The sequence below is a fragment of the Variovorax sp. UMC13 genome (genome assembly GCF_014170375.1).
GTDB lineage: Bacteria > Pseudomonadota > Gammaproteobacteria > Burkholderiales > Burkholderiaceae_C > Variovorax.
In genome coordinates this window covers 159,853-179,737 of sequence record NZ_LZZW01000007.1, presented here as the reverse complement: position 1 = coordinate 179,737, position 19,885 = coordinate 159,853, and the positions used below count along the sequence as shown (strand labels likewise).

Sequence of the window (19,885 nt, the reverse complement as noted above, 5' to 3'; positions counted from 1 at the left end):
GCCCTGCCCGCCCGCGCTCTGCGCCACGATGCCGAAGGCCGTGGGCCCGCCCGTCACCTGGAGCGACGCATGGTTGGTGAGGTTCAGGCTGCCGCCGTTGCCGGCCGCGCCGCCGTCGCCCGCGCTGTACTGGGCCTTGGCGCGGGTGTTGTCGCCGCCCTTGCCACCGGTGCCGCCGTGGCTGAGCACCACGATGGCGGTGTTGGTCACCGCATAGCCCGCAGCCGGCGCATTGGCGCCAGGATCCACCACCACGGTCACGTTGCCGCCGTTGCCGCCGGCCATGCCGTAGAAATCGCCCGCGCCGCAATGGCCGCCGCCGTCACCGTTGCCGCCCGCACCGCCGGTGCCGCCGGAACTGCCCGCGGCGATGATGGTGCCGGTGGAGGCGCCCGCCGCGGGCGCATAGGTCACGGTGCGGTTGATGGTGGGCCCGGTGGCACCGGCCGAGCCGGGAATCGGCCCCCGGTGGCACTTGCCGCCGTGGCCGTCGGCATCGATGCCGGCCGCGCCGGTGGCGCCCACCAGGAAGGTGCTGTGGGGGTCGACGTAGTAGTGCGGCCCGGTGGTGACCGTCTGCGCGGCCACGCCCAGCGGTGCGCAGCAGCACAGCAAGGTCCAGCCCGGGACCAGCAGCCGATGCAGGGGCTTGCCTTGGCCGCTCATCGCGCGGCTCCCATGACGAAGGTGGCGAGGCCACGGAGGGAGCAGGCGAGAACGGGCGCGGGCTGGAGCATGCGGTGGCTTTTCTACGAAGCGGAGGGGAAGGGACCCCCACGGCCGCGCTGACCACCGACGCGTTCCGCCCAGGGCCCTCGCAGGCCTTGCAAGAGGTCCACGTGCAACGATTGTTACATGTTTTTAAACAATGTAACCATCTGTATTCCCCGCCTCACAGCAACTTTCAGCAGGCCGCTTCACCCGGCCTTGAAGGCGCCCGCCCTACCACTTGCCCGCGTTGGGCTGCTTGCTGCGCACCGCGGCCGCCAGCAGGTCCGCCGCCTCCTGCCGCTGGGCACGTTGCGCGAACTGCGTGGCCGTCATGCCCTGCTGGTTCTTCATCAGCGGATCGGCCCCCTCGTCGAGCAGCAGCTTCACGCTGTCGAGCGAGCCGTACATCGCGGCCATCATCAGCGGCGTGGTGCCGTTGGGCGACTGGGCGTCGATAAAGGCGTACTTGTCCAGCAGCATCTTCATGATCTCGAGCTGGCCGCTCGAGGCCGCGTAGTGCAGCGGCGTCCAGCCCGGCTTGTTGATGTCGGCGTCGCGCGCCATGAGCTTGGCGACCAGCGCCTTCTGGCCCTTGATGGCGGCCAGCATCAGCGGGCTCTCGTCGCTGGCGTTGCGCGACTCGACATCCGTCTTGGGCCAGTCCAGCAGCACGTCGATCACCTTCGGCGAGGGTTCGCGCAGCGCGATCAGCAGGCCCGTGAGGCCGTTGGCGTCGCGTGTGTTCGGGTCGAAACCCCGGTTCAGCAGCGACTGCACGCCGCTGGCGTTGTCGGCGCGCACGGCACGGAAGAAATCGTCGAACGAGTCTGCGCTGGCAGAAAAAGAGACCAGTAAAACAAGAAGATAGAGGAATTTCTTCATGCGATTTCTCAAGTTTTCACGCCCGCGAAGAGCGTCTCGAAGTTCTGGCTGGTGGCCGCCGCGATGGCTTCGACGGGCAGCTGGCGCAGTTGCGCGATCTGCTGCGCCACGAAGGGCACGTAGGACGGGTTGTTGGTCTTGCCGCGGTAGGGCACCGGCGCCAGGTAGGGGCTGTCGGTCTCGATCAGCATGCGGTCGAGCGGCACGAAGGCCGCCACGTCGCGCAGGTCCTGCGCCTTCTTGAAGGTCAGGATGCCCGAGAAGGAAATGTAAAAGCCGAGGTCGAGCGCGGCACGGGCCACCTCTGCCGTTTCGGTGAAGCAATGGAACACGCCGCCGGCGGCCCGGCCGGTGCCGTCCTCGCCCTCCTCCTGGAGGATGGCCAGCGTGTCGGCCGAGGCCTCGCGGGTGTGGATCACCAGCGGCATGCGCACCTGCTGGGCCGCGCGGATGTGCACCCGGAAGCGGTCGCGCTGCCATTCCATGTCGGCGATGCTGCGGCCGCCCTTGCGCTCTTCCATCTGGTAGTAGTCGAGGCCGGTCTCGCCGATGGCCACCACCTTGGGCAGCGCGGCACGGCGCACCAGGTCCTCGAGGCTGGGTTCGGCGATGTCCTCGTTGTCGGGGTGCACGCCCACGCTGGCCCAGAAGTTGTCGTACTGCGCGGCCAGCGCCTGCACGTCGGCGAATTCCTCGAGCTTGGTGCAGATGCACAGCGCGCGGTCGACCTGCGCGGCCGCCATGGCGGCGCGGATCTGCGGCATCTCCGACGCGAATTCAGGGAAGGTGAGGTGGCAATGGGAGTCGGTGAACATCGGTACGGCGGCGGCGGAAATGAAGAGGCCATCGCAGCGCGCGCGACGAAGGTCGCGCGGCGGTGGCTCAGATGGTCTGGGTGGGGCGGTCGGAGGCCATCGAGCCGCCCAGGGCTTCCTCGATGCGGGCCTTGAGCTGGCGCGATTTCTCGTCGGCCGGGAAACGCACGCCGACGCCGGGGGCGCGGCTGCCGGCCGCGCGGGCCGGCGTGATCCAGGCGACCTTGCCGGCCACGGGGTAGCGCTGCGGGTCGTCGGGCAGGGTCAGCAGCACGTAGACGTCGTCGCCCAGCCGGTACTCGCGCGAGGTGGGAATGAAGATGCCGCCCTCGGCGAACAGCGGGATGTAGGCCGCATAGAGCGCGCCCTTCTCCTTGATCGCCAGCTGGATCACGCTGGGCCGTTGGGGCACGGAGGCGGGGCTGGGGCTGTTCATGGGCGTCGGGCCGAGTTTAGGGTGCTTCGCGCCTCGCTCACAAGCGCTTCCAGCATCAGGCCCGCATTGAAGGGATGCTCGGCGGTCCGGGCGGCCGCGGCCAGCGACCTGGACCAGCGCGCCAGCGCGACATTCGAGGGCGCGGGCGGCAACTCGGCGGCCGCGAAGAAGCGCGGCTCGGCGCCGCTGCCGACGGCCATCAGGTCGTGGCACAGCTTCTGCAGCGCGCCGATGGCCTGCGCCGGCGCCTGGTCCGTCAGGGCCGCGACCTCGCCGCGCTGCATGGCCTTGGGCAGCAGCGACCAAGCCTTGGGCGAAGCGCCGCTGCGCGCCAATCTCAAGGCGTCGCTGGGCCGGCCGCCGGCCGCACGCAGCAGCGCCGGCGCATCGGCGGCCGCTACCTGGTGCGCGACCAGCCAATCGACCGCCTCGGACGGTTCGGGCCACGGCAGGGTGAAACCCAGGCAGCGGCTGCGGATGGTCGGCAGCAGCTGCCAGGCCGCCTCGCTGGCGAGCACGAAGCGCACGTCGCCCACGGGTTCCTCCAGCGTCTTGAGCAGCGCATTGGCGGTGATCGCGTTCATGCGTTCGGCCGGATAGACGAACACCACCTTGCCGCGCCCGCGCGCGCTGGTGCGCTGGGCGAAGCCGACCGCCTCGCGCATCGCCTCCACCCGGATCTCGCGGCTGGGCTTGCGCTTCTTGTCGTCGATGTCGGCCTGCGCCTTCTCGTCCAGCGGCCAGCCCAGCTCCATCATGGCCGTCTCGGGCATCAGCACACACAGGTCGGCATGGGTGCGGACCTCGATCGCGTGGCAGCTGGTGCAGTGGCCGCAGGCACCGTGCTCGGTGGGCGTCTCGCACAGCCAGGCCGAGGCCAGCGCCAGCGCCAGGTCGTATTGGCCCAGGCCGGACGGGCCCTGCAGCAGCCAGGCATGGCCGCGCTGGCGCAGCAGGTCGGACAGCGGGCGGGCGAGCCAGGGGGACAGCGGTGTCATGCAATGAATCCGCGTTGGCGCAGCACGGCCTCGACCTGCTGCCAGACCTGCTCGCGCGGTTGGTCGGCGTCGATGCGCGCGAAGCGCGGCGCCTTCGCGCGTTCGGCATAGCCGGCCGCGACCTGCTGGAAGAAGGCTACGGGCTGGGCTTCGAACTTGTCGGGCAGGCGCGCACCGGCCAGGCGGGCCGCGGCGACTTCGGGCTGCAGGTCGAACCACAGGGTGAGCTCGGGCTGCAGCAGCGTTTCGCCCCCCTGCCCTGCCTGCACCCACTGCTCCAGGGTCCCGAGCACGGCGAGATCGAAGCCGCGGCCGGCGCCCTGGTAGGCGAAGGTGGCGTCGGTGAAGCGGTCGCACAGCACCACCTCGCCACGCGCCAGTGCGGGCGCGATCACGTTCACGATGTGGTCGCGCCGCGCCGCGAAGACCAGCAGCGACTCCGTCAGCGCATCCATCGGCTGCGCCAGGATCAGGCCGCGCAGGGTTTCGGCCAGCGGCGTGCCGCCGGGTTCGCGCGTCCGCGTGACGGTGCGGCCGGCGGCCTGGAACAGCGCCTCGAGCGCGTCGATGTGGCTCGACTTGCCCGCGCCGTCGATGCCTTCCAGCGTCAGGAAAAGTCCGCTCATGGTCCGTTGTTCTTGGGTTTGGGTTCGATGCCGCGCTGGTAGCGGTTCACCGCCCGGTTGTGGTCGTCCAGCGTGCTGCTGAACTGGCTCGAGCCGTCGCCGCGCGAGACGAAGTACAGCGACTTGCTCTGCGCCGGCTGGATGGTGGCCAGCAGCGCCGCCTTGCCCGGCATGGAGATCGGCGTGGGCGGCAGGCCGCCGCGGGTGTAGGTGTTCCAGGGCGTATCGGTCTGCAGGTCCTTCTTGCGCAGGTTGCCCTCGTAGGCCGTGCCCATGCCGTAGATCACCGTCGGGTCGGTCTGCAGCGGCATGCCGATGCGCAGACGGTTCACGAACACGGCCGCGACCTCGGGCCGGTCCTTGGCCTGGCCTGTCTCCTTTTCGACAATGCTGGCCAGGATCAGCAGCTCATCGGACGTCTTGAGCGGCAGGTCGCTGGCGCGCGCGGCCCAGGCGGCCTCGAGCTTCTTGTCCATGGCTCGCATCGCGCGCTGCAGCACGGCGAAGTCGGTCGAGCCCTTCGAGTAGGTGTAGGTGTCGGGGAAGAAGCGGCCTTCGGGATGCACGCCGGGCTTGCCCAGCCGCGCCATCAGCGCCGCGTCGTCCTCGCCCACGGTCTCGGGCTTGAGCTGCTCGGCCTTGGCCAGCGCGGCGCGCACCTGGCGGAAGTTCCAGCCCTCGACCAGCACCAGGCTGCGCGTGGCTTCCTCGCCGCGCACCAGCATGTTGAGCAGCGTGCGCGGGGTCACGCCGCGTTCGAGTTCGTAGCTGCCGGCGCGGATCTGGCGGTCCTGGCCCGAGAAGCGGAACCAGGCGTAGAGCAGCTGCGGCTGGACCCGGGTGCCGGCCGCGGCCACCGCTTCGGCCACGCCGCGCGGCGTGGTGCCGGGCTCCACCGACAGGTCGACGTTGGGGGCCGCGAGGTCGAGCGGGCGGTGGACCCACCACAGGCCCCAGGCGCCCGCGCCCAGCGCGCCGAGCGCGCCCAGAAGAAAGATCGTGAGGAAGAAGCGGCGCAAAGGAATGGAGAAAAGAGGGGCCGGACAAAGCCCTGGAAGCCGAGTCCGCGGGGTAGCCCTGCGGGTCGAACGGATGGCGTGCGGCCATGATAATTCAGCGATGACCTCTGCCCTCCTGAATGGTGTAACTCCCCTCCCCCACCTGGGCGTGATCCGCGCCGAGGGACCGGACGCCGCGAACTTCCTGCACGGCCAGCTGACCCAGGACTTCGCGCTGCTCCAACCCGCCGAGGCGCGCCTGGCCGCGCTCTGCACGGCCAAGGGCCGGATGATCGCGAGCTTCATCGGCGTGCGGCCACGCGCCGACCTGGTGCTGCTGGTGTGCAGCCGCGACATCCTCGCCGCCACGCTCAAGAAGCTGTCGATGTACGTGCTGCGCGCCAAGGTGAAGCTCAGCGACGCCAGCGAGTCGACTGCGCTGTACGGCCTGGCCGGACCGGCCTTGGCGGCCAACGGCATCGATGCCGCGGCGCCGGTCGGTGCGCGCATCGCGCGTGCCGTGCCCGGCAGCGAGGACGAGATCGGCATCGTGCCGCTCTACCCGGCCGACGGCGTGCCGCGCGCGCTCTGGATCGCCCCCGCCGCCGCGCCCGCGCCGACCGGCCCGGCGCTGGACGCCGCGCTCTGGCCCTGGAGCGAGGTGCGCAGCGGCATCGCGACCCTCAGCACGCCGGTGCTCGACGCCTTCGTGCCGCAGATGCTCAACTACGAGTCGGTGGGCGGCGTGAACTTCAAGAAGGGCTGCTACCCGGGCCAGGAGATCGTGGCGCGCAGCCAGTTCCGCGGCACGCTCAAGCGCCGGACCTATGTGGTGACGGCCGACACGCCGGTCGAGGCCGGCCAGGAAGTCTTCGCCGCCAGCGACGCCGAGCAGCCGGTCGGCACCGTGGTGCAGGCCGCCGCGTCGCCCGACGGCCGCTGGGCCGCGCTGGTCTCGATGCAGATCGCGGCGCTCGAGGCCGGTGCGCTGCACGCGGTGAGCGCCCAGGGCCCGGCGCTCACGGTCGAGCCCCTGCCCTACCCGCTGCTGGCCGACATCTAGGCAAGGGCAGCCCCATGCAAAAGGCGCCCGCGGGCGCCTTTTTTGTCAGCAACAGCGGCCCTTGCCGCCGCCGTAGCGCGCCTGCTCCCGTTCGCGGAAGAAGGCGATCTCGCTCATCGGCGCCTGGTCGGGGTGCGTGGCCGCCATGTGGCGCAGGTAGGCGCCGTAGTCGGGCTGGCCCACCATCAGCCGCAGCGACTGCGCGAGCGAGCGGCCGAGGTAGCGGCCCGCCTCCGGCAGGCTCATGCCCGAGTTCAGCATCAGGAACGCATCGGCTCGAAGGCTTCGTAGGGCGTCTCGTGCACGGTCGGCCGGTTCACGCGGCGCGCGGCCAGGCAGGCCTTCACGCTGTAGACCAGCACGCTCAGCACCACGAAGATGAACAGCGCGCACAGCGCGGCGTCGAGCCGGTCGTTGAAGACGATGCGCGACATCGCCTCGGGCGTCTTGGCCGGCGCGATCAGTACGCCCTGGGCCAGGCCGTCGGCGTACTTCGCCGCATGCGAGAGGAAGCCGACCTTCGGGTCCGACGAGAAGATCTTGAGCCAGCCGGCCGTCAGCGTGCAGGCCAGCAGCCACACGGTGGGCACCAGCGCCACCCAGGCGTAGCGCTCGCGCTTCATGCGGAACAGCACCACCGTGCCCAGCATCAACGCCACGGCCGCGAGCATCTGGTTCGAGATGCCGAACAGCGGCCACAGCGTGTTGATGCCACCCAGCGGATCGACCACGCCCTGGTAGAGGAAGTAGCCCCAGGCCGCCACGGTGAGCCCGGTGGCGAACAGGTTGGCCGGCAGCGAATCGGTGCGGCCCAGCGCGGGCACGAAGCTGCCCAGCAAATCCTGCAGCATGAAGCGGCCGGCGCGCGTGCCCGCGTCCACCGCGGTCAGGATGAACAGCGCCTCGAACAGGATCGCGAAGTGGTACCAGAAGGCCATCATCCCCGGGCCGCCCAGCGCCTGGTGCAGGATGTGGGCCATGCCCACGGCCAGCGTCGGCGCGCCGCCGGTGCGGCCCAAAATGGTGGTCTCGCCCACGTCCTTGGCGGTCTGGATCAGCATCTCGGGCGTCACGACGAAGCCCCAGCTCGAGATGGTCTGCGCAACGGTGGCCGGCGTGTTGCCGACCAGCGCGGCCGGGCTGTTCATCGCGAAGTAGATGCCCGGCTCGATGCACGAGGCCGCGACCAGCGCCATGACGGCGACGAAGGACTCGGCCAGCATGCCGCCGTAGCCGATGAAGCGCATGTGGCGCTCGTTGTCGATCATCTTGGGCGTGGTGCCCGAGGAGATCAGCGCGTGGAAGCCCGACACCGCGCCGCAGGCGATGGTGATGAACAGGAAGGGGAACAGGCTGCCCGACCAGACCGGGCCGTTGCCCTGCGCGAACTGCGTGACGGCCGGCATCTGCAGGGTGGGCGCGACGAACACGATGCCCACGGCCAGCGCCAGAATGGTGCCGATCTTGAGGAAGGTCGAGAGGTAGTCGCGCGGCGCGAGCAGCAGCCAGACCGGCAGCGTGGCGGCGATGAAGCCGTAGCCGATCAGCATCCAGGTCAGCGCCTTGCCGTCGAAGGTGAAGAGCGCGGCCCAGTCGGGGTGCTGGCTCACGGCCTGCCCGCCGAAGATCGCGAGCATCAGCAGCACGAAGCCGATCACCGACACCTCGCCGATGCGGCCGGGCCGCAGGTAGCGCAGGTACACGCCCATGAACAGCGCCACCGGAATCGTCGCGCCCACGGTGAAGGTGCCCCAGGGCGATTCGGCCAGCGCCTTGACCACGATCAGCGCCAGCACCGCCAGGATGATGATCATGATCATGAAGGTGCCGAACAGCGCGATCATGCCCGGCACGATGCCCATCTCCTGCTTGATCAGGTCGCCCAGCGAACGGCCGTCGCGGCGGGTCGAGATGAACAGCACGATGAAGTCCTGCACCGCGCCCGCGAACACCACGCCCGCCAGGATCCACAGCAGCCCGGGCAGGTAGCCCATCTGCGCCGCCAGCACCGGGCCCACCAGCGGGCCGGCGCCGGCGATGGCCGCGAAGTGGTGGCCGAACAGCACGTTCTTGTCGGTCGGCACATAGTCCAGGCCGTCGTTGTGGCGGTGGGCAGGCGTCTTGCGTTTCGCGTCCAGGCCCAGCACCTTGTCGGCGATGAACAGGCTGTAGTAGCGGTAGGCGATCAGGTAGACGCAGAGCGCGGCCACCACGATCCAGAGTGCGCTGATCGCTTCACCGCGCGAGAGTGCGACGGTGCCGAGCGCGAAAGCGCCCACGATCGCGATGACCAGCCACACCAGGTGGCGTCGGATGCTTTGCATCGGGTTGTCTCCAGAAAAAAGTTTCTGGAGTGTTCCCGGCCGAGGCGCATCTGCCATCCGTCGGACCGCGCGACTGCCATGCGCGGTAATGCCTAAGGGATAACCCGAGGCCCGCTTTCTGCTCAGTGGTTGCCGAACTGGCGCGCGTGCTCCACCGCGTACTTGATCAGCTCGGCCTGCCCCTCGATGCCCAGCCGGCGCTTGATGCTCTGCCGGTGCGCCTCGACCGTGCGCACGCTCAGGTCGAGGTCGCGCGCGATCTGCTTGCTCGATTCGCCCCGGCCCAGCGCCGTGAGGATCTCGCTCTCGCGCGGCGTGAGCGTGGGCCGCTGCGCCTGGTTGCGGAACAGCCGCTGCGACACCGCCGGGCTCAGGAAGGTGCCGCCGGCCGTCACGGCCTGGATCGCCGCCACGATCTCGCCCGCCGGCGCGTCCTTGAGCACATAGCCGCGCGCACCGGCCTGCAGCGCGCGCTGCACGTATTCGGGGTTGTCGTACATGCTAAGCATCACGATGTGCAGCGCCGGCCGCTGCGCCAGCAGCACGCCTGCAAGTTCGATGCCGTTCATGTCTTTCATGCCCACATCGGTGAGCACCAGGTCGGGCTGGAGCAGCGCGACCTGCGCGATCGCCTCCTGCGCCGAGCCGGCCTCGCCCACGATCTCCAGCCCGGGCAGCGAACCCAGCCGCGCGCGCAGGCCGTCGCGCACCAGCGGATGGTCGTCGACGAGGAACAGGCGGACGGGCGGGGTTTCGGTCATGCGGCGCGTGCGATTGTGACCGGCGCCGCCGCCACGATGCGGGTGCCGCCCTCGCCGGCCTGCACCTCGAGCGTGCCGCCGATCGCGTCCATGCGCTCGCGCATGTTGCGCAGGCCGATGCCGCGGCGCGGGTCCAAGCTCAGCGCGGCCTCGTCGAAGCCGCGCCCGTCGTCCTGCACCGTCAGCCGCACGCTGGCCCGCCCGAAGGCCAGCGCCAGCGTGACCTGGCTCGCCTGCGCATGCTTGTGCACATTGGTCAGCGCCTCCTGGGCCACGCGGAACAGCGCGGTCTTCACGTCCTCCGGCAGGTCGATCGCCCTGCCCTCGGCATGCACCTGCACGCGCAGCGGCGTCTCGTCGCCGAACTCGTCGCCCAGCCGCTCGAGCGCGGCCGGCAGGCCCAGCGTGTCGAGCAGCGCGGGCCGCAGCCGGTGCGAGATGCGGCGCACCTCCGACAGCGAATCGTTGAGCCGCGCCAGCGCCTTGGGCATGGCCGGCGGCGTGGCCTGCTGCCCGCGCTCGAGCGTGTCGACCGCCGACTCGATCAGCAGCTTGGCCGAGACCAGCGTCTGGCTGATGCCATCGTGCAGTTCGCGCGCCAGGTGGCCGCGCTCGTCCTCCTGCGACTGCACCACCTGCCGCGCGAGTAGGCGCAGCCGGGCTTCGGACACCCGGTGCTCGCTGAGGTTGAGCAGCAGCCCTCCCGCGCTCACCACGCCCAGGCACACGGCCGCGATGGCCGCGATCCACAGCATGGTGGTGGTGACGTTCTCGCTCACCTGGTGCTGCAGCGACTGCACCGCCGCCTCGACGTCGTCGAGGTACAGCCCGGTGCCCAGCATCCAGTTCCAGCGCGGCAGCGAGGTGATGTAGCCGAGCTTGGGCGCCATCTGCGCGCTCGAGGGCTTGCGCCACTCGTACTCGACGTAGCCGCCGCCCTTCCTCACCTGGCCGACCAGGTCCTGGATGGTCGCCCGGCCCTGCGAATCGCGCAGCTCCCAGAGGTTCTGTCCTTCGAGCTCGTGCTGGCGCGAGTGCATCAGCGAGCGGCCGTCCATGTCGTAGACGAAGAAGTAGCCGTCGTTGCCGTAGTCCAGCGCGGCCAGCCGGCGCAGCGCCTCGTTGCGGGTCTGCTCGTCGTCGCGGCCGGTGTCGTAGAGCGGGCGCACCGTGCTGACCGCCAGCTCGACATAGCTGCGCAGCTCGGAGCGACGCTGCGCCAGCAGGCTCAGCTCGACCAGCGCGCGCTCGCGCGCCGCCAGGTCGCGCTCCTGGTGGCGCACCGCGGTGGCCACCAGCAGCAGCGCCACGATCAGCGGCACCACGGCCAGCGTGATGATCTTGGTGCGCAGGCGCATCCGCCGAAACCTCAGGCCAGCGCGCGGCGCATCTCGATGTGCGCGATGCCGGCCTCTTCGAAGGGCGCGCCGTGCGGCGCGTAGCCCAGGCGCCCGTAGAAGCCCTCGGCGCTGCGCTGCGCATGCAGCGTGATCTCGCGGTCGCCACGCGCCTTGGCCGCGGCCTCGAGCGCACGCAGCACCGCGGCGCCCTGGCCGCCACCGCGCAGGTTGCGGTGCACCGCCATGCGGCCGATGCGACCCACGCCGGGTGCCTCGCTCAGCAGGCGCGCGGTGCCGATCACCCGGCCCAGCCGGTTGCGCGCCACCGCATGCAACGCGGTCGCATCGTGTTCGTCCCATTCGAGCGTTTCGGGAATGCGCTGCTCCTGCACGAACACCGCGCGCCGGATCGCGCCCGCGCCGCTGCCCAGCGCCTGCCAATCGCCGGTCTCGACCGTGAACATCGTCTCGCCCGCCTCGTAGGCGCTGAAGATCGCGCGCAGCGCATCGGGCACCGGCCGCGAGGTCTGGGTGGCCGGGTCGGCGAAGACATAGACCAGCTCGCTGGTGACCAGCAGCTCGTCGCCGCGGAACAGGCCGCCGCGGAACACGATCGACGAGGTGCCGACGCGCACGCATTTCATGCCCACGTCCAGCGCGTCGTCCATGCGCGCCGAGGCGTTGAATTCGATGGTCGCCTTCTTCACGTAGAGATCGCCCTCGAGCGATTCCATCGAGGCCTCGTAGGGCAAGGCCAGCGCGCGCCAGTAGTCCGACATGGCGGTGTCGAAGTACATCAGGTAGTGGGCGTTGAAGACGATCTTCTGCATGTCGACTTCGGCCCAGCGCACGCGCAGCCGGTGGAAGAAGCGGAAGTCGGCGCGGGAGAGTGTTTCGGTCATGGGTTCAGGGCTTCTTTCAGGGCGTTGGCGGCATCGGCGTGGGCCTGCAGCGCCTCGGGCACGGCGCGGCCCATCTTGACGAATTCGTGGATCACGCCGCGGTAGATCTCCAGGTCGACCGGCACCCCGGCGGCGCGCAGCTTGTCAGCATAGGCGATGCCCTCGTCGACCAGCGGGTCGGCCTCGGCCAGGCCGATCCAGGCCGGCGCGACATCGTCCACATCCTCTGCGTTGAGCGGCGCGAAGCGCCAGTCGTCACGGTCGGTCGGGCTGCGCACGTACTGGCCGAAGAACCAGCTGATCAGCGCCTCGTCCAGCAGCGGCCCGCAGGCGAAGCGCTCGTGCGAGGCCGTGTCCTGGTGCGCGGTGGTGCCCGGGTAGAACAGCAGCTGCAGCGCCACCGGCAGGCCCGCGTCGCGCGCCATCACAGCGCACACCGCCGCCAGCGTGCCACCCGCGCTGTCGCCGCCAAGCGCGAGCCGGCTCCCGTCGAGGCCCAGCGAGCCGGCCTCGCGGGCCACGAACTGCACCGCGTCCCAGGCGTCGTCCGAGGCGGTCGGGAACTTGTGCTCGGGCGCGAGCCGGTAGTCGATCGACACCACCGCGCAGCCACTGCGCTGCGACAGCACGCGGCACAGCGTGTCGTGGGTGGCGATGCTGCCGACAGTGAAGCCGCCGCCGTGGAAGTACACCAGCACCGGCAGCACCGCGTCCGAGGGCGCATACAGCCGCGCCGGCAGCGCGAAGCCGTCGCGCGCGGGAATCGTGAAGTCCTCGATGCGTGCCAGCGCGGGCTTGGGTACCTCGAGCACGCCGGCGCCTTTCTCGTACGAGGCCTTGGCTTCGGCCGCGGTCAGGGTGTTCATCGCGGGATGGCCGGCGCGCGCCATGCGCTCGACCACGCTGGCCATCTTCGGGGTCAGCATGCGGCCTCCGGGCGCGCCGAGGTCGTCATCCGGGGTGTTCCCGCCGTGACATCGGCAAGGGTTTTGTTCATGGGCAAGATGGTGTCCTGTTGCTAGATTCAAGCCTCCAAATCGTACCGCCCCCCACGCACCCGCCATGGCCCTCATCCAGTACCTGACCCAGATCCAGTTCGAATTCGGCGCGATCCGCCTGCTCAGCGCCGAATGCGCGCGCGTGGGCATCAACCGACCGATGATCGTGACCGACGCCGGCGTGCGCGCCGCGGGCATCCTGCAGACCACGCTGGACGCGCTGGGCGACCTGGAGGTCTCGGTGTTCGACGCCACGCCCTCGAACCCCACCGAGGCGGCGGTGCGCGCCGCGGTCGAGCTGTACCGTTCGGGCCGTTGCGACGGGCTGATCGCCGTGGGCGGCGGCTCGGCCATCGATTGCGCCAAGGGCGTGGCCATCGCCGCCACGCACGAAGGCCCGCTCAAGACCTACGCCACCATCGAGGGCGGCTCGCCCAAGATCACCGAGAACGTGGCGCCGCTGATCGCGGTGCCGACCACCAGCGGCACCGGCAGCGAAGTCGCGCGCGGCGCGATCATCATCGTGGACGACCACCGCAAGCTGGGCTTCCACAGCTGGCACATCCTGCCCAAGGCCGCGATCTGCGACCCCGAACTCACCTTCGGCCTGCCGCCCCGGCTCACGGCCGCGACCGGCATTGACGCGATCGCGCACTGCATGGAGACCTTCATGTCGGCCGCTTTCAACCCGCCGGCCGACGGCATCGCGCTCGACGGCCTGGAGCGTGCCTGGGGCCACATCGAACGCGCCACCAGGGACGGCAGCGACCGCGAGGCGCGGCTCAACCTCATGAGCGCCTCGATGCAGGGCGCGATGGCCTTCCAGAAGGGGCTGGGCTGCGTGCATTCGCTGAGCCACAGCCTGGGCGGCGTCGACCCGCGGCTGCACCACGGCACGCTCAACGCCCTGTTCCTGCCGGCCGTGATCCGCTTCAACGCGGGCGCCGAGTCGGTGCAGAAGGAGCAGCGCCTGCAGCGCATGGCGCGCGCCATGAACCTCGACTCGGCCGGCGACCTGGGCGATGCGATCCGCGACATGGGCCAGCGCCTGGGCCTGCCGGGCGGCCTGGCCGAGGTAGGCGTAACGCCCGCGCTGTTCGACAAGGTGATCGACGGCGCCATGGCCGACCACTGCCACAAGACCAACCCGCGCCTCGCGACGCGCGAGGACTACCGCGAGATGCTCGAAGCCTCGATGTGAGGCCAGGTCGTCAGGGCGACGGCGCGATCGCCTCGGCGTACTCGTAGAGCAGGCCCAGCAGTTCCTCACCGCGCTCGTCGGCCGTCTCGGCCGCGGTGTCGATCTCGGCGAAGAACTGGTCGACGTTGCGCGCCCCGCCCTCGCCTTCGAGCAGCCGCGCCGCGCGGTGCGCTTCCCAGCGCTCGGCCTCTTCCTCGCTGAGCGTGTCGAGGAAGTTGCGCGCGCGGTAGCGGAAGAAGATCTCCTCCAGCCGCGGATCGTCGAAGCCGGTGCGGGCCTGGGCCAGCGCCGCCGGCGCCAGCTCGCGCAGCTGGTTGAGCCGGCGTCGGTCGGCATTGCCCACGAAGCCGCCATACAGGTCCTCGTCGACGTCGGGCGTGGCCTCCTTGGGGCGTGCGTACACCTGCGGCCAGATCGCGCTCATGTCGGGCAGGCCGGCCGCGATTTCGGCGTGGCGCAGCGCGGCGTCGAGGTCGATGTTCCAGCGCGCGGCCATGGCAGGCGCCAGCGTCCGGAGCTTGCCCACCACCATCGGCGACTTGTTGAGGTGGATGCCCTTGACCGGCAGCCGCGTCACGCCCTCGGGCAAGTCGGCGCTGCGGGTGAACAGGCGCAGGCGCAGGGTCTCGACGTCCAGGTCGCGCAGTTCCGAGGGGTCGTGCGCCAGGTCCCAGGCGATCAGTTCGTTCTTGTTGGTCGGGTGGCTGGCCAAGGGCCACATCACGGCCAGGCAGCCGCGCTCGGCCGGGAACATGCCCGAGACGTGCAGGAAGGGCCGCGCGGTCTCGCGCGTCGCGGGCAGGCCCAGCTCGTTCGCCACCCGGTCCTTGCGGTGCAGGCCGAAGGCGAAGTCGAACAGCTTGGGCTGCCGGTCGCGGATCAGCCGGGCCAGCGCGATGGTGGCGCGCACGTCGGACAGCGCATCGTGCGCCGCTTCGTGCAGCAGGCCGTTGGCGCGCGCCAGGTCTTCGAGCTTGAAGCTGGGCTTGCCGTCCTCCTTGGTCGGCCACGCGATGCCCTCGGGACGCAACGCATAGGTCAGCCGCACCACGTCGAGCAGGTCCCAGCGGCCGCAATCGTTCTGCCATTCGCGCGCGTAGGGATCGATCAGGTTGCGCCAGAACAGGAAGCGCGTGACCTCGTCGTCGAAGCGGATCGTGTTGTATCCAACGCCGATGGTGCCGGGCTGCGAGAACACGCGCTCGACCTCGGCCGCGAACTGGTGCTCGGGCACGCCGCGCTCGAGCGCGAGCTGGGGCGTGATGCCGGTGATCAGGCAGGCCTCGGGGCTGGGCAGGTAGTCGGGCGCGGGCTGGCAATAGAGCATCAGCGGTTCGCCGACCTCGTTCAGGTCGGCGTCGGTGCGGATGGCGGCGAACTGCGAGGGCCGGTCGCGGCGCGGCACGGCGCCGAAGGTTTCGTAGTCGTGCCAGAGGAAGGTGTGGGCGGGCATGAATTCGCTGGGGTCAGAGCAAAGGTGAGGAAAGTCGGGCCACCGCATCGCCCAGGCGGCGCAGGAAGGTCTGCGGCCGGTTCAGGCGCACGGCGGCGGCACTGTGCAGGTCGGTCTCGAACTGGGCGGCCAGCGGGCGCGCCAGGGCCGGACCGTACACCACCGCCATCACCTCGAAGTTGAGGCGGAAGCTGCGGTTGTCGAAGTTGGCGGTGCCGATCATCGCGCAGTGGTCGTCGACCACCAGCGTCTTGGAGTGCAGCATGCGGGCCTTGTACTCCCAGACCTTGACGCCGGCCGTGATCAGCTCGTCGTAGTAGGAGCGCGCGGCCGCGCTCACGATGGCCGAATCGCTGCGCCGCGGCACCAGCAGCCGCACGTCGACGCCGCGCAGCGCGGCGCTGGTCAGCGCCATCAGCGCAGGCTCGCCGGGCACGAAGTACGGCGTGGTGAGCCAGGCGCGCTGGCTGGCCGAGTGGATGGCCTCCACATGCATCCGGTGGATCGCCTCGAGCGGGCTGTCGGGACCGCTGGTCACGATCTGCGTGGGGATCTCACCGGCCGTCATGCGCGGCAGCATGTGCTCGAGCGACTCGTCCACCATGCGGCGCGCGCTCTCGCCGGTGGCGTAGCTCCAGTCCTCGAGGAAGGTGGTCTGCAGCCAGCGCACCGCGCTGCCCTCGATGCGCAGGTGCACGTCGTGATAAGCGTCGGGCTGGGTGCGCCGGTCTTCCTCGTCGGTGATGTTGACGCCGCCGGTGAAGCCGACCTGCCCGTCGCACACCACGATCTTGCGGTGGGTGCGGTAGTTGGTCACCGGCCGCAGCCGGCGGCCGATGCGCGTGTCGTGGAACAGCGCGACGTGGATGCCAGCCGCGTGCATGGGCGCCATGAACTTGCGGCCGATGCGCTTGGAGCCCAGCGCGTCGAGCAGCAGCCGCACCGTCACGCCCTGCTGCGCACGCTCGATCAGCAGGTCGCGCAGCGCGGTGCCGATGCGATCGGGCTCGAAGATGTAGTACTCAAGGTGGACATGGTGGCGCGCCGCGCGCACCGCCTCGAAGATCGCGTCGAAGGTGCGGGCGCCGCCCGACAGCAGCTGCACGTCGGTGGCGCTCGACACCGGGATGCCGCAGGCGGCGGTGCTCAGCGCCGCCATGTGGCGCAGCGCGGGCGGCGCCTTCTCCGCCCCCTCGCGCAGCAGCGCAATGTCGGCCGGCGCCTGGGCGATGGCCCGGCTGCGCAGCCGCTTGAGCCGCTGCTTCTTCAGGCGCTGCGGCCCGAGGAAGTAATAGACCAGGAAGCCCGCGAAGGGCAGCAGGGCCAGCGACAGGATCCAGCTCATGGTGGACACCGGCGCGCGCTTCTGCAGCACGATCCAGATCGACAACACCGCGATGTAACCGCTCCACGCCAGGGAGAGGCCGGTTTTCCATTCTTGGCTGAGTTGGGGAAGGATCAAGGTCGGGCAAAAGAAAAAGGCCGGTAGCGATGCTACCGGCCTTTGGTGTCGTTCCCGGCCACCGACGGATCGGCGGCGGAATTCGTCAGCCTGCCGCGGCCTCTTCAGGCTCGGGCTTGGCGCGGCCTTCCTTCTTCGGCAGCGGCTGGATGTCCAGCTGCACCTCGCCCTTGTCGTCGAGGTCCACCGTCAGGCGGCCACCGTCCTGCAGGCGACCGAACAGCAGCTCGTCGGCCAGCGCGCGACGGATCGTGTCCTGGATCAGGCGCTGCATCGGGCGTGCGCCCATCAGCGGATCGAAGCCCTTCTTCGCCAGGTGCTTGCGCAGCGCGTCGGTGAAGGTGACGTCGACCTTCTTCTCGGCCAGTTGCGTCTCGAGCTGCAGCAGGAACTTGTCGACCACCCGCAGGATGACGGTTTCGTCCAGTGCCTTGAAGCTCACGCTCGCGTCCAGGCGGTTGCGGAACTCGGGCGTGAACAGGCGCTTGATGTCGGCCATCTCGTCGCCCGATTCGCGGGCGTTGGTGAAGCCGATGGTCGCCTTGTTCATGGTCTCGGCACCCGCATTGGTCGTCATGATGATGATGACGTTGCGGAAGTCGGCCTTGCGTCCGTTGTTGTCCGTCAGCGTGCCGTGGTCCATGACCTGCAGCAGCACGTTGAAGATGTCCGGGTGCGCCTTCTCGATCTCGTCGAGCAGCAGCACCGCGTGCGGCTTCTTGGTGACGGCCTCGGTCAGCAGGCCGCCCTGGTCGAAACCGACATAGCCCGGAGGCGCGCCGATCAGCCGGCTCACCGCATGGCGCTCCATGTACTCCGACATGTCGAAGCGCATGAGCTCGATGCCCATGATGTAGGCCAGCTGCTTGGCGGCTTCGGTCTTGCCGACGCCGGTGGGGCCGCTGAACAGGAAGGAGCCGATCGGCTTGTCGCCCTTGCCCAGGCCCGAACGCGCCATCTTGACCGCGGACGCCAGCACCTCGAGCGCCTTGTCCTGGCCGAACACCACGCTCTTCAGGTCGCGTTCCAGCGTCTGCAGCTTGCCGCGGTCGTCGTTGCTGACGTTGGCCGGGGGAATGCGCGCGATCTTCGCGACGATTTCCTCGACCTCGGTCTTGCTGATGGTCTTCTTGCGCTTGCTCGGCGCGAGGATGCGCTGGGCCGCGCCGGCCTCGTCGATCACGTCGATCGCCTTGTCGGGCAGGTGGCGGTCGTTGATGTACTTGGCGCTGAGCTCGGCCGCGGCCTGCAGGGCCGCCACCGCGTACTTCACGCCATGGTGCTCCTCGAAGCGCGACTTCAGGCCCTTGAGGATGTCGACCGTTTCCTGCACGGTGGGCTCGACCACGTCGACCTTCTGGAAGCGACGCGACAGGGCCGCATCCTTCTCGAAGATGCCGCGGTACTCGGTGAAGGTGGTCGCGCCGATGCACTTGAGCTGGCCGCTGGAGAGCGCCGGCTTGAGCAGGTTCGAGGCGTCCAGCGTGCCGCCCGATGCGGCGCCCGCGCCGATCAGCGTGTGGATCTCGTCGATGAACAGGATCGCGTTCGGCTTGTCCTTGAGCGACTTGAGCACGCCCTTGAGGCGTTGCTCGAAGTCGCCACGGTACTTGGTGCCGGCCAGCAGCGCGCCCATGTCGAGCGAGTAGACCTGGGCTTCGCCCAGGATCTCGGGCACGTCGCCCTGCGTGATGCGCCAGGCCAGGCCCTCGGCGATCGCGGTCTTGCCCACGCCGGCCTCACCCACCAGCAGCGGGTTGTTCTTGCGCCGGCGGCACAGGATCTGGATCACGCGCTCGACCTCGTACTCGCGGCCGATCAGCGGATCGATCTTGCCGTCCTTGGCCATCTGGTTGAGGTTCTGGGTGAACTGCTCGAGCGGCGAGGCCTTCTCGCTCTTCTCGTTGCCGCCCTCCTCGCCCTCGTTGGAAGGCGATTCGGCGCTGCCCTTGGCGGCTTCCGGCGGATCGCTCTTCTTGATGCCGTGGGCGATGAAGTTCACCACGTCGAGGCGGGTCACGCCCTGCTGGTGGAGGTAGTACACCGCGTGCGAATCCTTCTCGCCGAAGATCGCGACCAGCACGTTGGCGCCGGTCACTTCCTTCTTGCCGTTGCCGGTGGACTGCACGTGCATGATGGCGCGCTGGATCACGCGCTGGAACCCGAGCGTGGGCTGGGTGTCGACGTCGTCGGTACCCGCCACCTGGGGCGTGTTGTCCTTGATGAAATTCGTCAACGACGCGCGCAGGTCATCGACGTTGGCCGAGCAGGCGCGCAGTACTTCCGCGGCACTCGGGTTGTCCAGCAAAGCGAGCAGCAGGTGCTCCACCGTGATGAACTCGTGGCGCTGTTGCCTGGCCTCGACAAAGGCCATGTGCAAGCTGACTTCCAGTTCCTGGGCAATCATGAGATTTCCTTTTGCCTTGCTGTAAATAACTTCTTCTCAAATGGGTCAGAGTCCGATTTATTCAACCGGTTCACTGACACATTGCAATGGGTGGCCGGCCTGGTGCGCCGCCTCCATCACCTGGTTGACCTTGGTGGCGGCCATGTCGCGCGAATAGACACCGCAGACGGCCCGGCCGTCGAGGTGGATCTTCAGCATGATCTGGGTCGCCGTCTCGCGGTCCTTGTTGAAAAATTCCTGGATGACCACCACGACGAACTCCATCGGCGTGTAGTCGTCGTTGAGCATCACCACTTGATACATCTGCGGCGGTGCGGTCTTCTGCGGCCGGCGCTCCAGGACGACTGCATCGCCGTCACCCCGGCCGGGCTTCTGGGCCGGCGGCGTGGTGGGTTTGGAGGGGATTCTGGTTGCCATGAAAATCATTCTATCGAGCGAGCAAGCGCCATGCCGACGCCAGAGGAATTGGTGGCAGCTTTTGCAGAAAACAAGGGCCGGCGAAGCGCAC

At 69.4% G+C, this 19,885-nt stretch carries 18 protein-coding genes and 1 pseudogene; 2 read left to right on the top strand and 17 right to left on the bottom strand.

Annotated elements, in window-relative coordinates; genetic code table 11:
• The 7 genes and pseudogenes from A9977_RS04410 to mltG all read right to left on the bottom strand — a co-directional run.
• Nucleotides 1-666: pseudogene (locus tag A9977_RS04410) on the bottom strand (hypothetical protein); the annotation flags it as partial.
• A 276-nt stretch (nt 667-942) separates the two neighbouring features.
• Nucleotides 943-1,605 (bottom strand): ankyrin repeat domain-containing protein, encoded by a 663-nt coding sequence (locus tag A9977_RS04405; protein WP_183023665.1) that lies wholly within the window; start codon nt 1,603-1,605, stop codon nt 943-945.
• A complete protein-coding gene (locus A9977_RS04400) occupies nt 1,602-2,408 on the bottom strand; it encodes a TatD family hydrolase (protein WP_183023664.1) in 807 nt (268 codons plus the stop codon). The genes A9977_RS04405 and A9977_RS04400 overlap by 4 nt, the downstream gene beginning before the upstream one ends.
• 67 nt (nt 2,409-2,475) lie before the next feature.
• Nucleotides 2,476-2,844 carry a PilZ domain-containing protein gene (locus tag A9977_RS04395; RefSeq protein ID WP_183023663.1) on the bottom strand — a complete coding sequence of 123 codons (369 nt, stop codon included), beginning with the start codon at nt 2,842-2,844 and terminating at the stop codon, nt 2,476-2,478.
• Nucleotides 2,841-3,842 (bottom strand): DNA polymerase III subunit delta', encoded by a 1,002-nt coding sequence (locus A9977_RS04390; RefSeq protein WP_183023662.1) that lies wholly within the window; start codon nt 3,840-3,842, stop codon nt 2,841-2,843. Before A9977_RS04390 ends, A9977_RS04395 begins: the two co-directional genes overlap by 4 nt.
• Nucleotides 3,839-4,468, bottom strand: a complete 630-nt coding sequence (tmk, locus tag A9977_RS04385) for a dTMP kinase (protein WP_183023661.1) — start codon at nt 4,466-4,468, stop codon at nt 3,839-3,841. Before tmk ends, A9977_RS04390 begins: the two co-directional genes overlap by 4 nt.
• Nucleotides 4,465-5,487 (bottom strand): endolytic transglycosylase MltG, encoded by a 1,023-nt coding sequence (gene mltG, locus A9977_RS04380; protein ID WP_183023660.1) that lies wholly within the window; start codon nt 5,485-5,487, stop codon nt 4,465-4,467. Before mltG ends, tmk begins: the two co-directional genes overlap by 4 nt.
• A gap of 100 nt (nt 5,488-5,587) precedes the next feature.
• Here mltG and A9977_RS04375 point away from each other — a divergent pair, with 100 nt between their 5' ends.
• On the top strand, nt 5,588-6,529 hold the full coding sequence (locus tag A9977_RS04375; protein WP_183023659.1) for a folate-binding protein YgfZ: 942 nt from the start codon (nt 5,588-5,590) through the stop codon (nt 6,527-6,529).
• A 45-nt stretch (nt 6,530-6,574) separates the two neighbouring features.
• Here A9977_RS04375 and A9977_RS04370 read toward each other — a convergent pair whose 3' ends face one another.
• The 6 genes from A9977_RS04370 to A9977_RS04345 all read right to left on the bottom strand — a co-directional run bounded on the left by A9977_RS04370 (nt 6,575) and on the right by A9977_RS04345 (nt 12,782).
• Nucleotides 6,575-6,775: a YbdD/YjiX family protein gene (locus A9977_RS04370; RefSeq protein ID WP_259651808.1), complete on the bottom strand. Its 201-nt coding sequence runs from the start codon at nt 6,773-6,775 to the stop codon at nt 6,575-6,577.
• Nucleotides 6,776-6,789: 14 nt separating this feature from the next.
• Nucleotides 6,790-8,853 carry a carbon starvation CstA family protein gene (locus A9977_RS04365; RefSeq protein WP_183023657.1) on the bottom strand — a complete coding sequence of 688 codons (2,064 nt, stop codon included), beginning with the start codon at nt 8,851-8,853 and terminating at the stop codon, nt 6,790-6,792.
• Nucleotides 8,854-8,975: 122 nt separating this feature from the next.
• Nucleotides 8,976-9,614, bottom strand: coding sequence for a response regulator transcription factor (locus tag A9977_RS04360; RefSeq protein WP_183023656.1), 639 nt, complete (start codon nt 9,612-9,614; stop codon nt 8,976-8,978).
• Nucleotides 9,611-10,972, bottom strand: coding sequence for a cache domain-containing protein (locus A9977_RS04355; RefSeq protein ID WP_183023655.1), 1,362 nt, complete (start codon nt 10,970-10,972; stop codon nt 9,611-9,613). The genes A9977_RS04360 and A9977_RS04355 overlap by 4 nt, the downstream gene beginning before the upstream one ends.
• A gap of 11 nt (nt 10,973-10,983) precedes the next feature.
• Nucleotides 10,984-11,856, bottom strand: coding sequence for a YbgC/FadM family acyl-CoA thioesterase (locus tag A9977_RS04350; RefSeq protein WP_183023654.1), 873 nt, complete (start codon nt 11,854-11,856; stop codon nt 10,984-10,986).
• On the bottom strand, nt 11,853-12,782 hold the full coding sequence (locus A9977_RS04345) for an alpha/beta hydrolase (RefSeq protein WP_259651807.1): 930 nt from the start codon (nt 12,780-12,782) through the stop codon (nt 11,853-11,855). Before A9977_RS04345 ends, A9977_RS04350 begins: the two co-directional genes overlap by 4 nt.
• A gap of 136 nt (nt 12,783-12,918) precedes the next feature.
• Here A9977_RS04345 and A9977_RS04340 point away from each other — a divergent pair, with 136 nt between their 5' ends.
• Entirely contained in the window at nt 12,919-14,055 is a 1,137-nt protein-coding gene (locus A9977_RS04340) for an iron-containing alcohol dehydrogenase (protein WP_183023653.1), read from the top strand.
• Between the two features lie 10 nt (nt 14,056-14,065).
• Here the strand turns inward: A9977_RS04340 and sbcB are convergent, their stop codons facing one another.
• The 4 genes from sbcB to clpS form a co-directional block, all read right to left on the bottom strand.
• Nucleotides 14,066-15,508: an exodeoxyribonuclease I gene (gene sbcB / locus A9977_RS04335; protein WP_183023652.1), complete on the bottom strand. Its 1,443-nt coding sequence runs from the start codon at nt 15,506-15,508 to the stop codon at nt 14,066-14,068.
• Nucleotides 15,509-15,521: 13 nt separating this feature from the next.
• Nucleotides 15,522-16,970: a cardiolipin synthase gene (gene cls, locus A9977_RS04330; RefSeq protein ID WP_183023651.1), complete on the bottom strand. Its 1,449-nt coding sequence runs from the start codon at nt 16,968-16,970 to the stop codon at nt 15,522-15,524.
• 85 nt (nt 16,971-17,055) lie between these two features.
• Nucleotides 17,056-19,377 carry an ATP-dependent Clp protease ATP-binding subunit ClpA gene (gene clpA / locus A9977_RS04325; protein ID WP_183023650.1) on the bottom strand — a complete coding sequence of 774 codons (2,322 nt, stop codon included), beginning with the start codon at nt 19,375-19,377 and terminating at the stop codon, nt 17,056-17,058.
• A 57-nt stretch (nt 19,378-19,434) separates the two neighbouring features.
• Entirely contained in the window at nt 19,435-19,794 is a 360-nt protein-coding gene (clpS, locus tag A9977_RS04320; RefSeq protein ID WP_183023649.1) for an ATP-dependent Clp protease adapter ClpS, read from the bottom strand.
• Between the last annotated feature and the right edge of the window lie 91 nt (nt 19,795-19,885).

Bases quoted from the DNA above. Each gene is read 5' to 3' on its own strand.
- tmk (WP_183023661.1), bottom strand. From the start codon at position 4,468: ATGAGCGGACTTTTCCTGACGCTGGAAGGCATCGACGGCGCGGGCAAG.
- A9977_RS04390 (WP_183023662.1), bottom strand. From the start codon at position 3,842: ATGACACCGCTGTCCCCCTGGCTCGCCCGCCCGCTGTCCGACCTGCTG.
- A9977_RS04355 (WP_183023655.1), bottom strand. From the start codon at position 10,972: ATGCGCCTGCGCACCAAGATCATCACGCTGGCCGTGGTGCCGCTGATC.
- A9977_RS04365 (WP_183023657.1), bottom strand. From the start codon at position 8,853: ATGCAAAGCATCCGACGCCACCTGGTGTGGCTGGTCATCGCGATCGTG.
- A9977_RS04360 (WP_183023656.1), bottom strand. From the start codon at position 9,614: ATGACCGAAACCCCGCCCGTCCGCCTGTTCCTCGTCGACGACCATCCG.
- A9977_RS04350 (WP_183023654.1), bottom strand. From the start codon at position 11,856: ATGACCGAAACACTCTCCCGCGCCGACTTCCGCTTCTTCCACCGGCTG.
- A9977_RS04340 (WP_183023653.1), top strand. From the start codon at position 12,919: ATGGCCCTCATCCAGTACCTGACCCAGATCCAGTTCGAATTCGGCGCG.
- sbcB (WP_183023652.1), bottom strand. From the start codon at position 15,508: ATGCCCGCCCACACCTTCCTCTGGCACGACTACGAAACCTTCGGCGCC.
- A9977_RS04345 (WP_259651807.1), bottom strand. From the start codon at position 12,782: ATGCTGACCCCGAAGATGGCCAGCGTGGTCGAGCGCATGGCGCGCGCC.
- A9977_RS04395 (WP_183023663.1), bottom strand. From the start codon at position 2,844: ATGAACAGCCCCAGCCCCGCCTCCGTGCCCCAACGGCCCAGCGTGATC.
- clpS (WP_183023649.1), bottom strand. From the start codon at position 19,794: ATGGCAACCAGAATCCCCTCCAAACCCACCACGCCGCCGGCCCAGAAG.
- A9977_RS04375 (WP_183023659.1), top strand. From the start codon at position 5,588: ATGACCTCTGCCCTCCTGAATGGTGTAACTCCCCTCCCCCACCTGGGC.
- clpA (WP_183023650.1), bottom strand. From the start codon at position 19,377: ATGATTGCCCAGGAACTGGAAGTCAGCTTGCACATGGCCTTTGTCGAG.
- A9977_RS04400 (WP_183023664.1), bottom strand. From the start codon at position 2,408: ATGTTCACCGACTCCCATTGCCACCTCACCTTCCCTGAATTCGCGTCG.
- A9977_RS04370 (WP_259651808.1), bottom strand. From the start codon at position 6,775: ATGAGCCTGCCGGAGGCGGGCCGCTACCTCGGCCGCTCGCTCGCGCAG.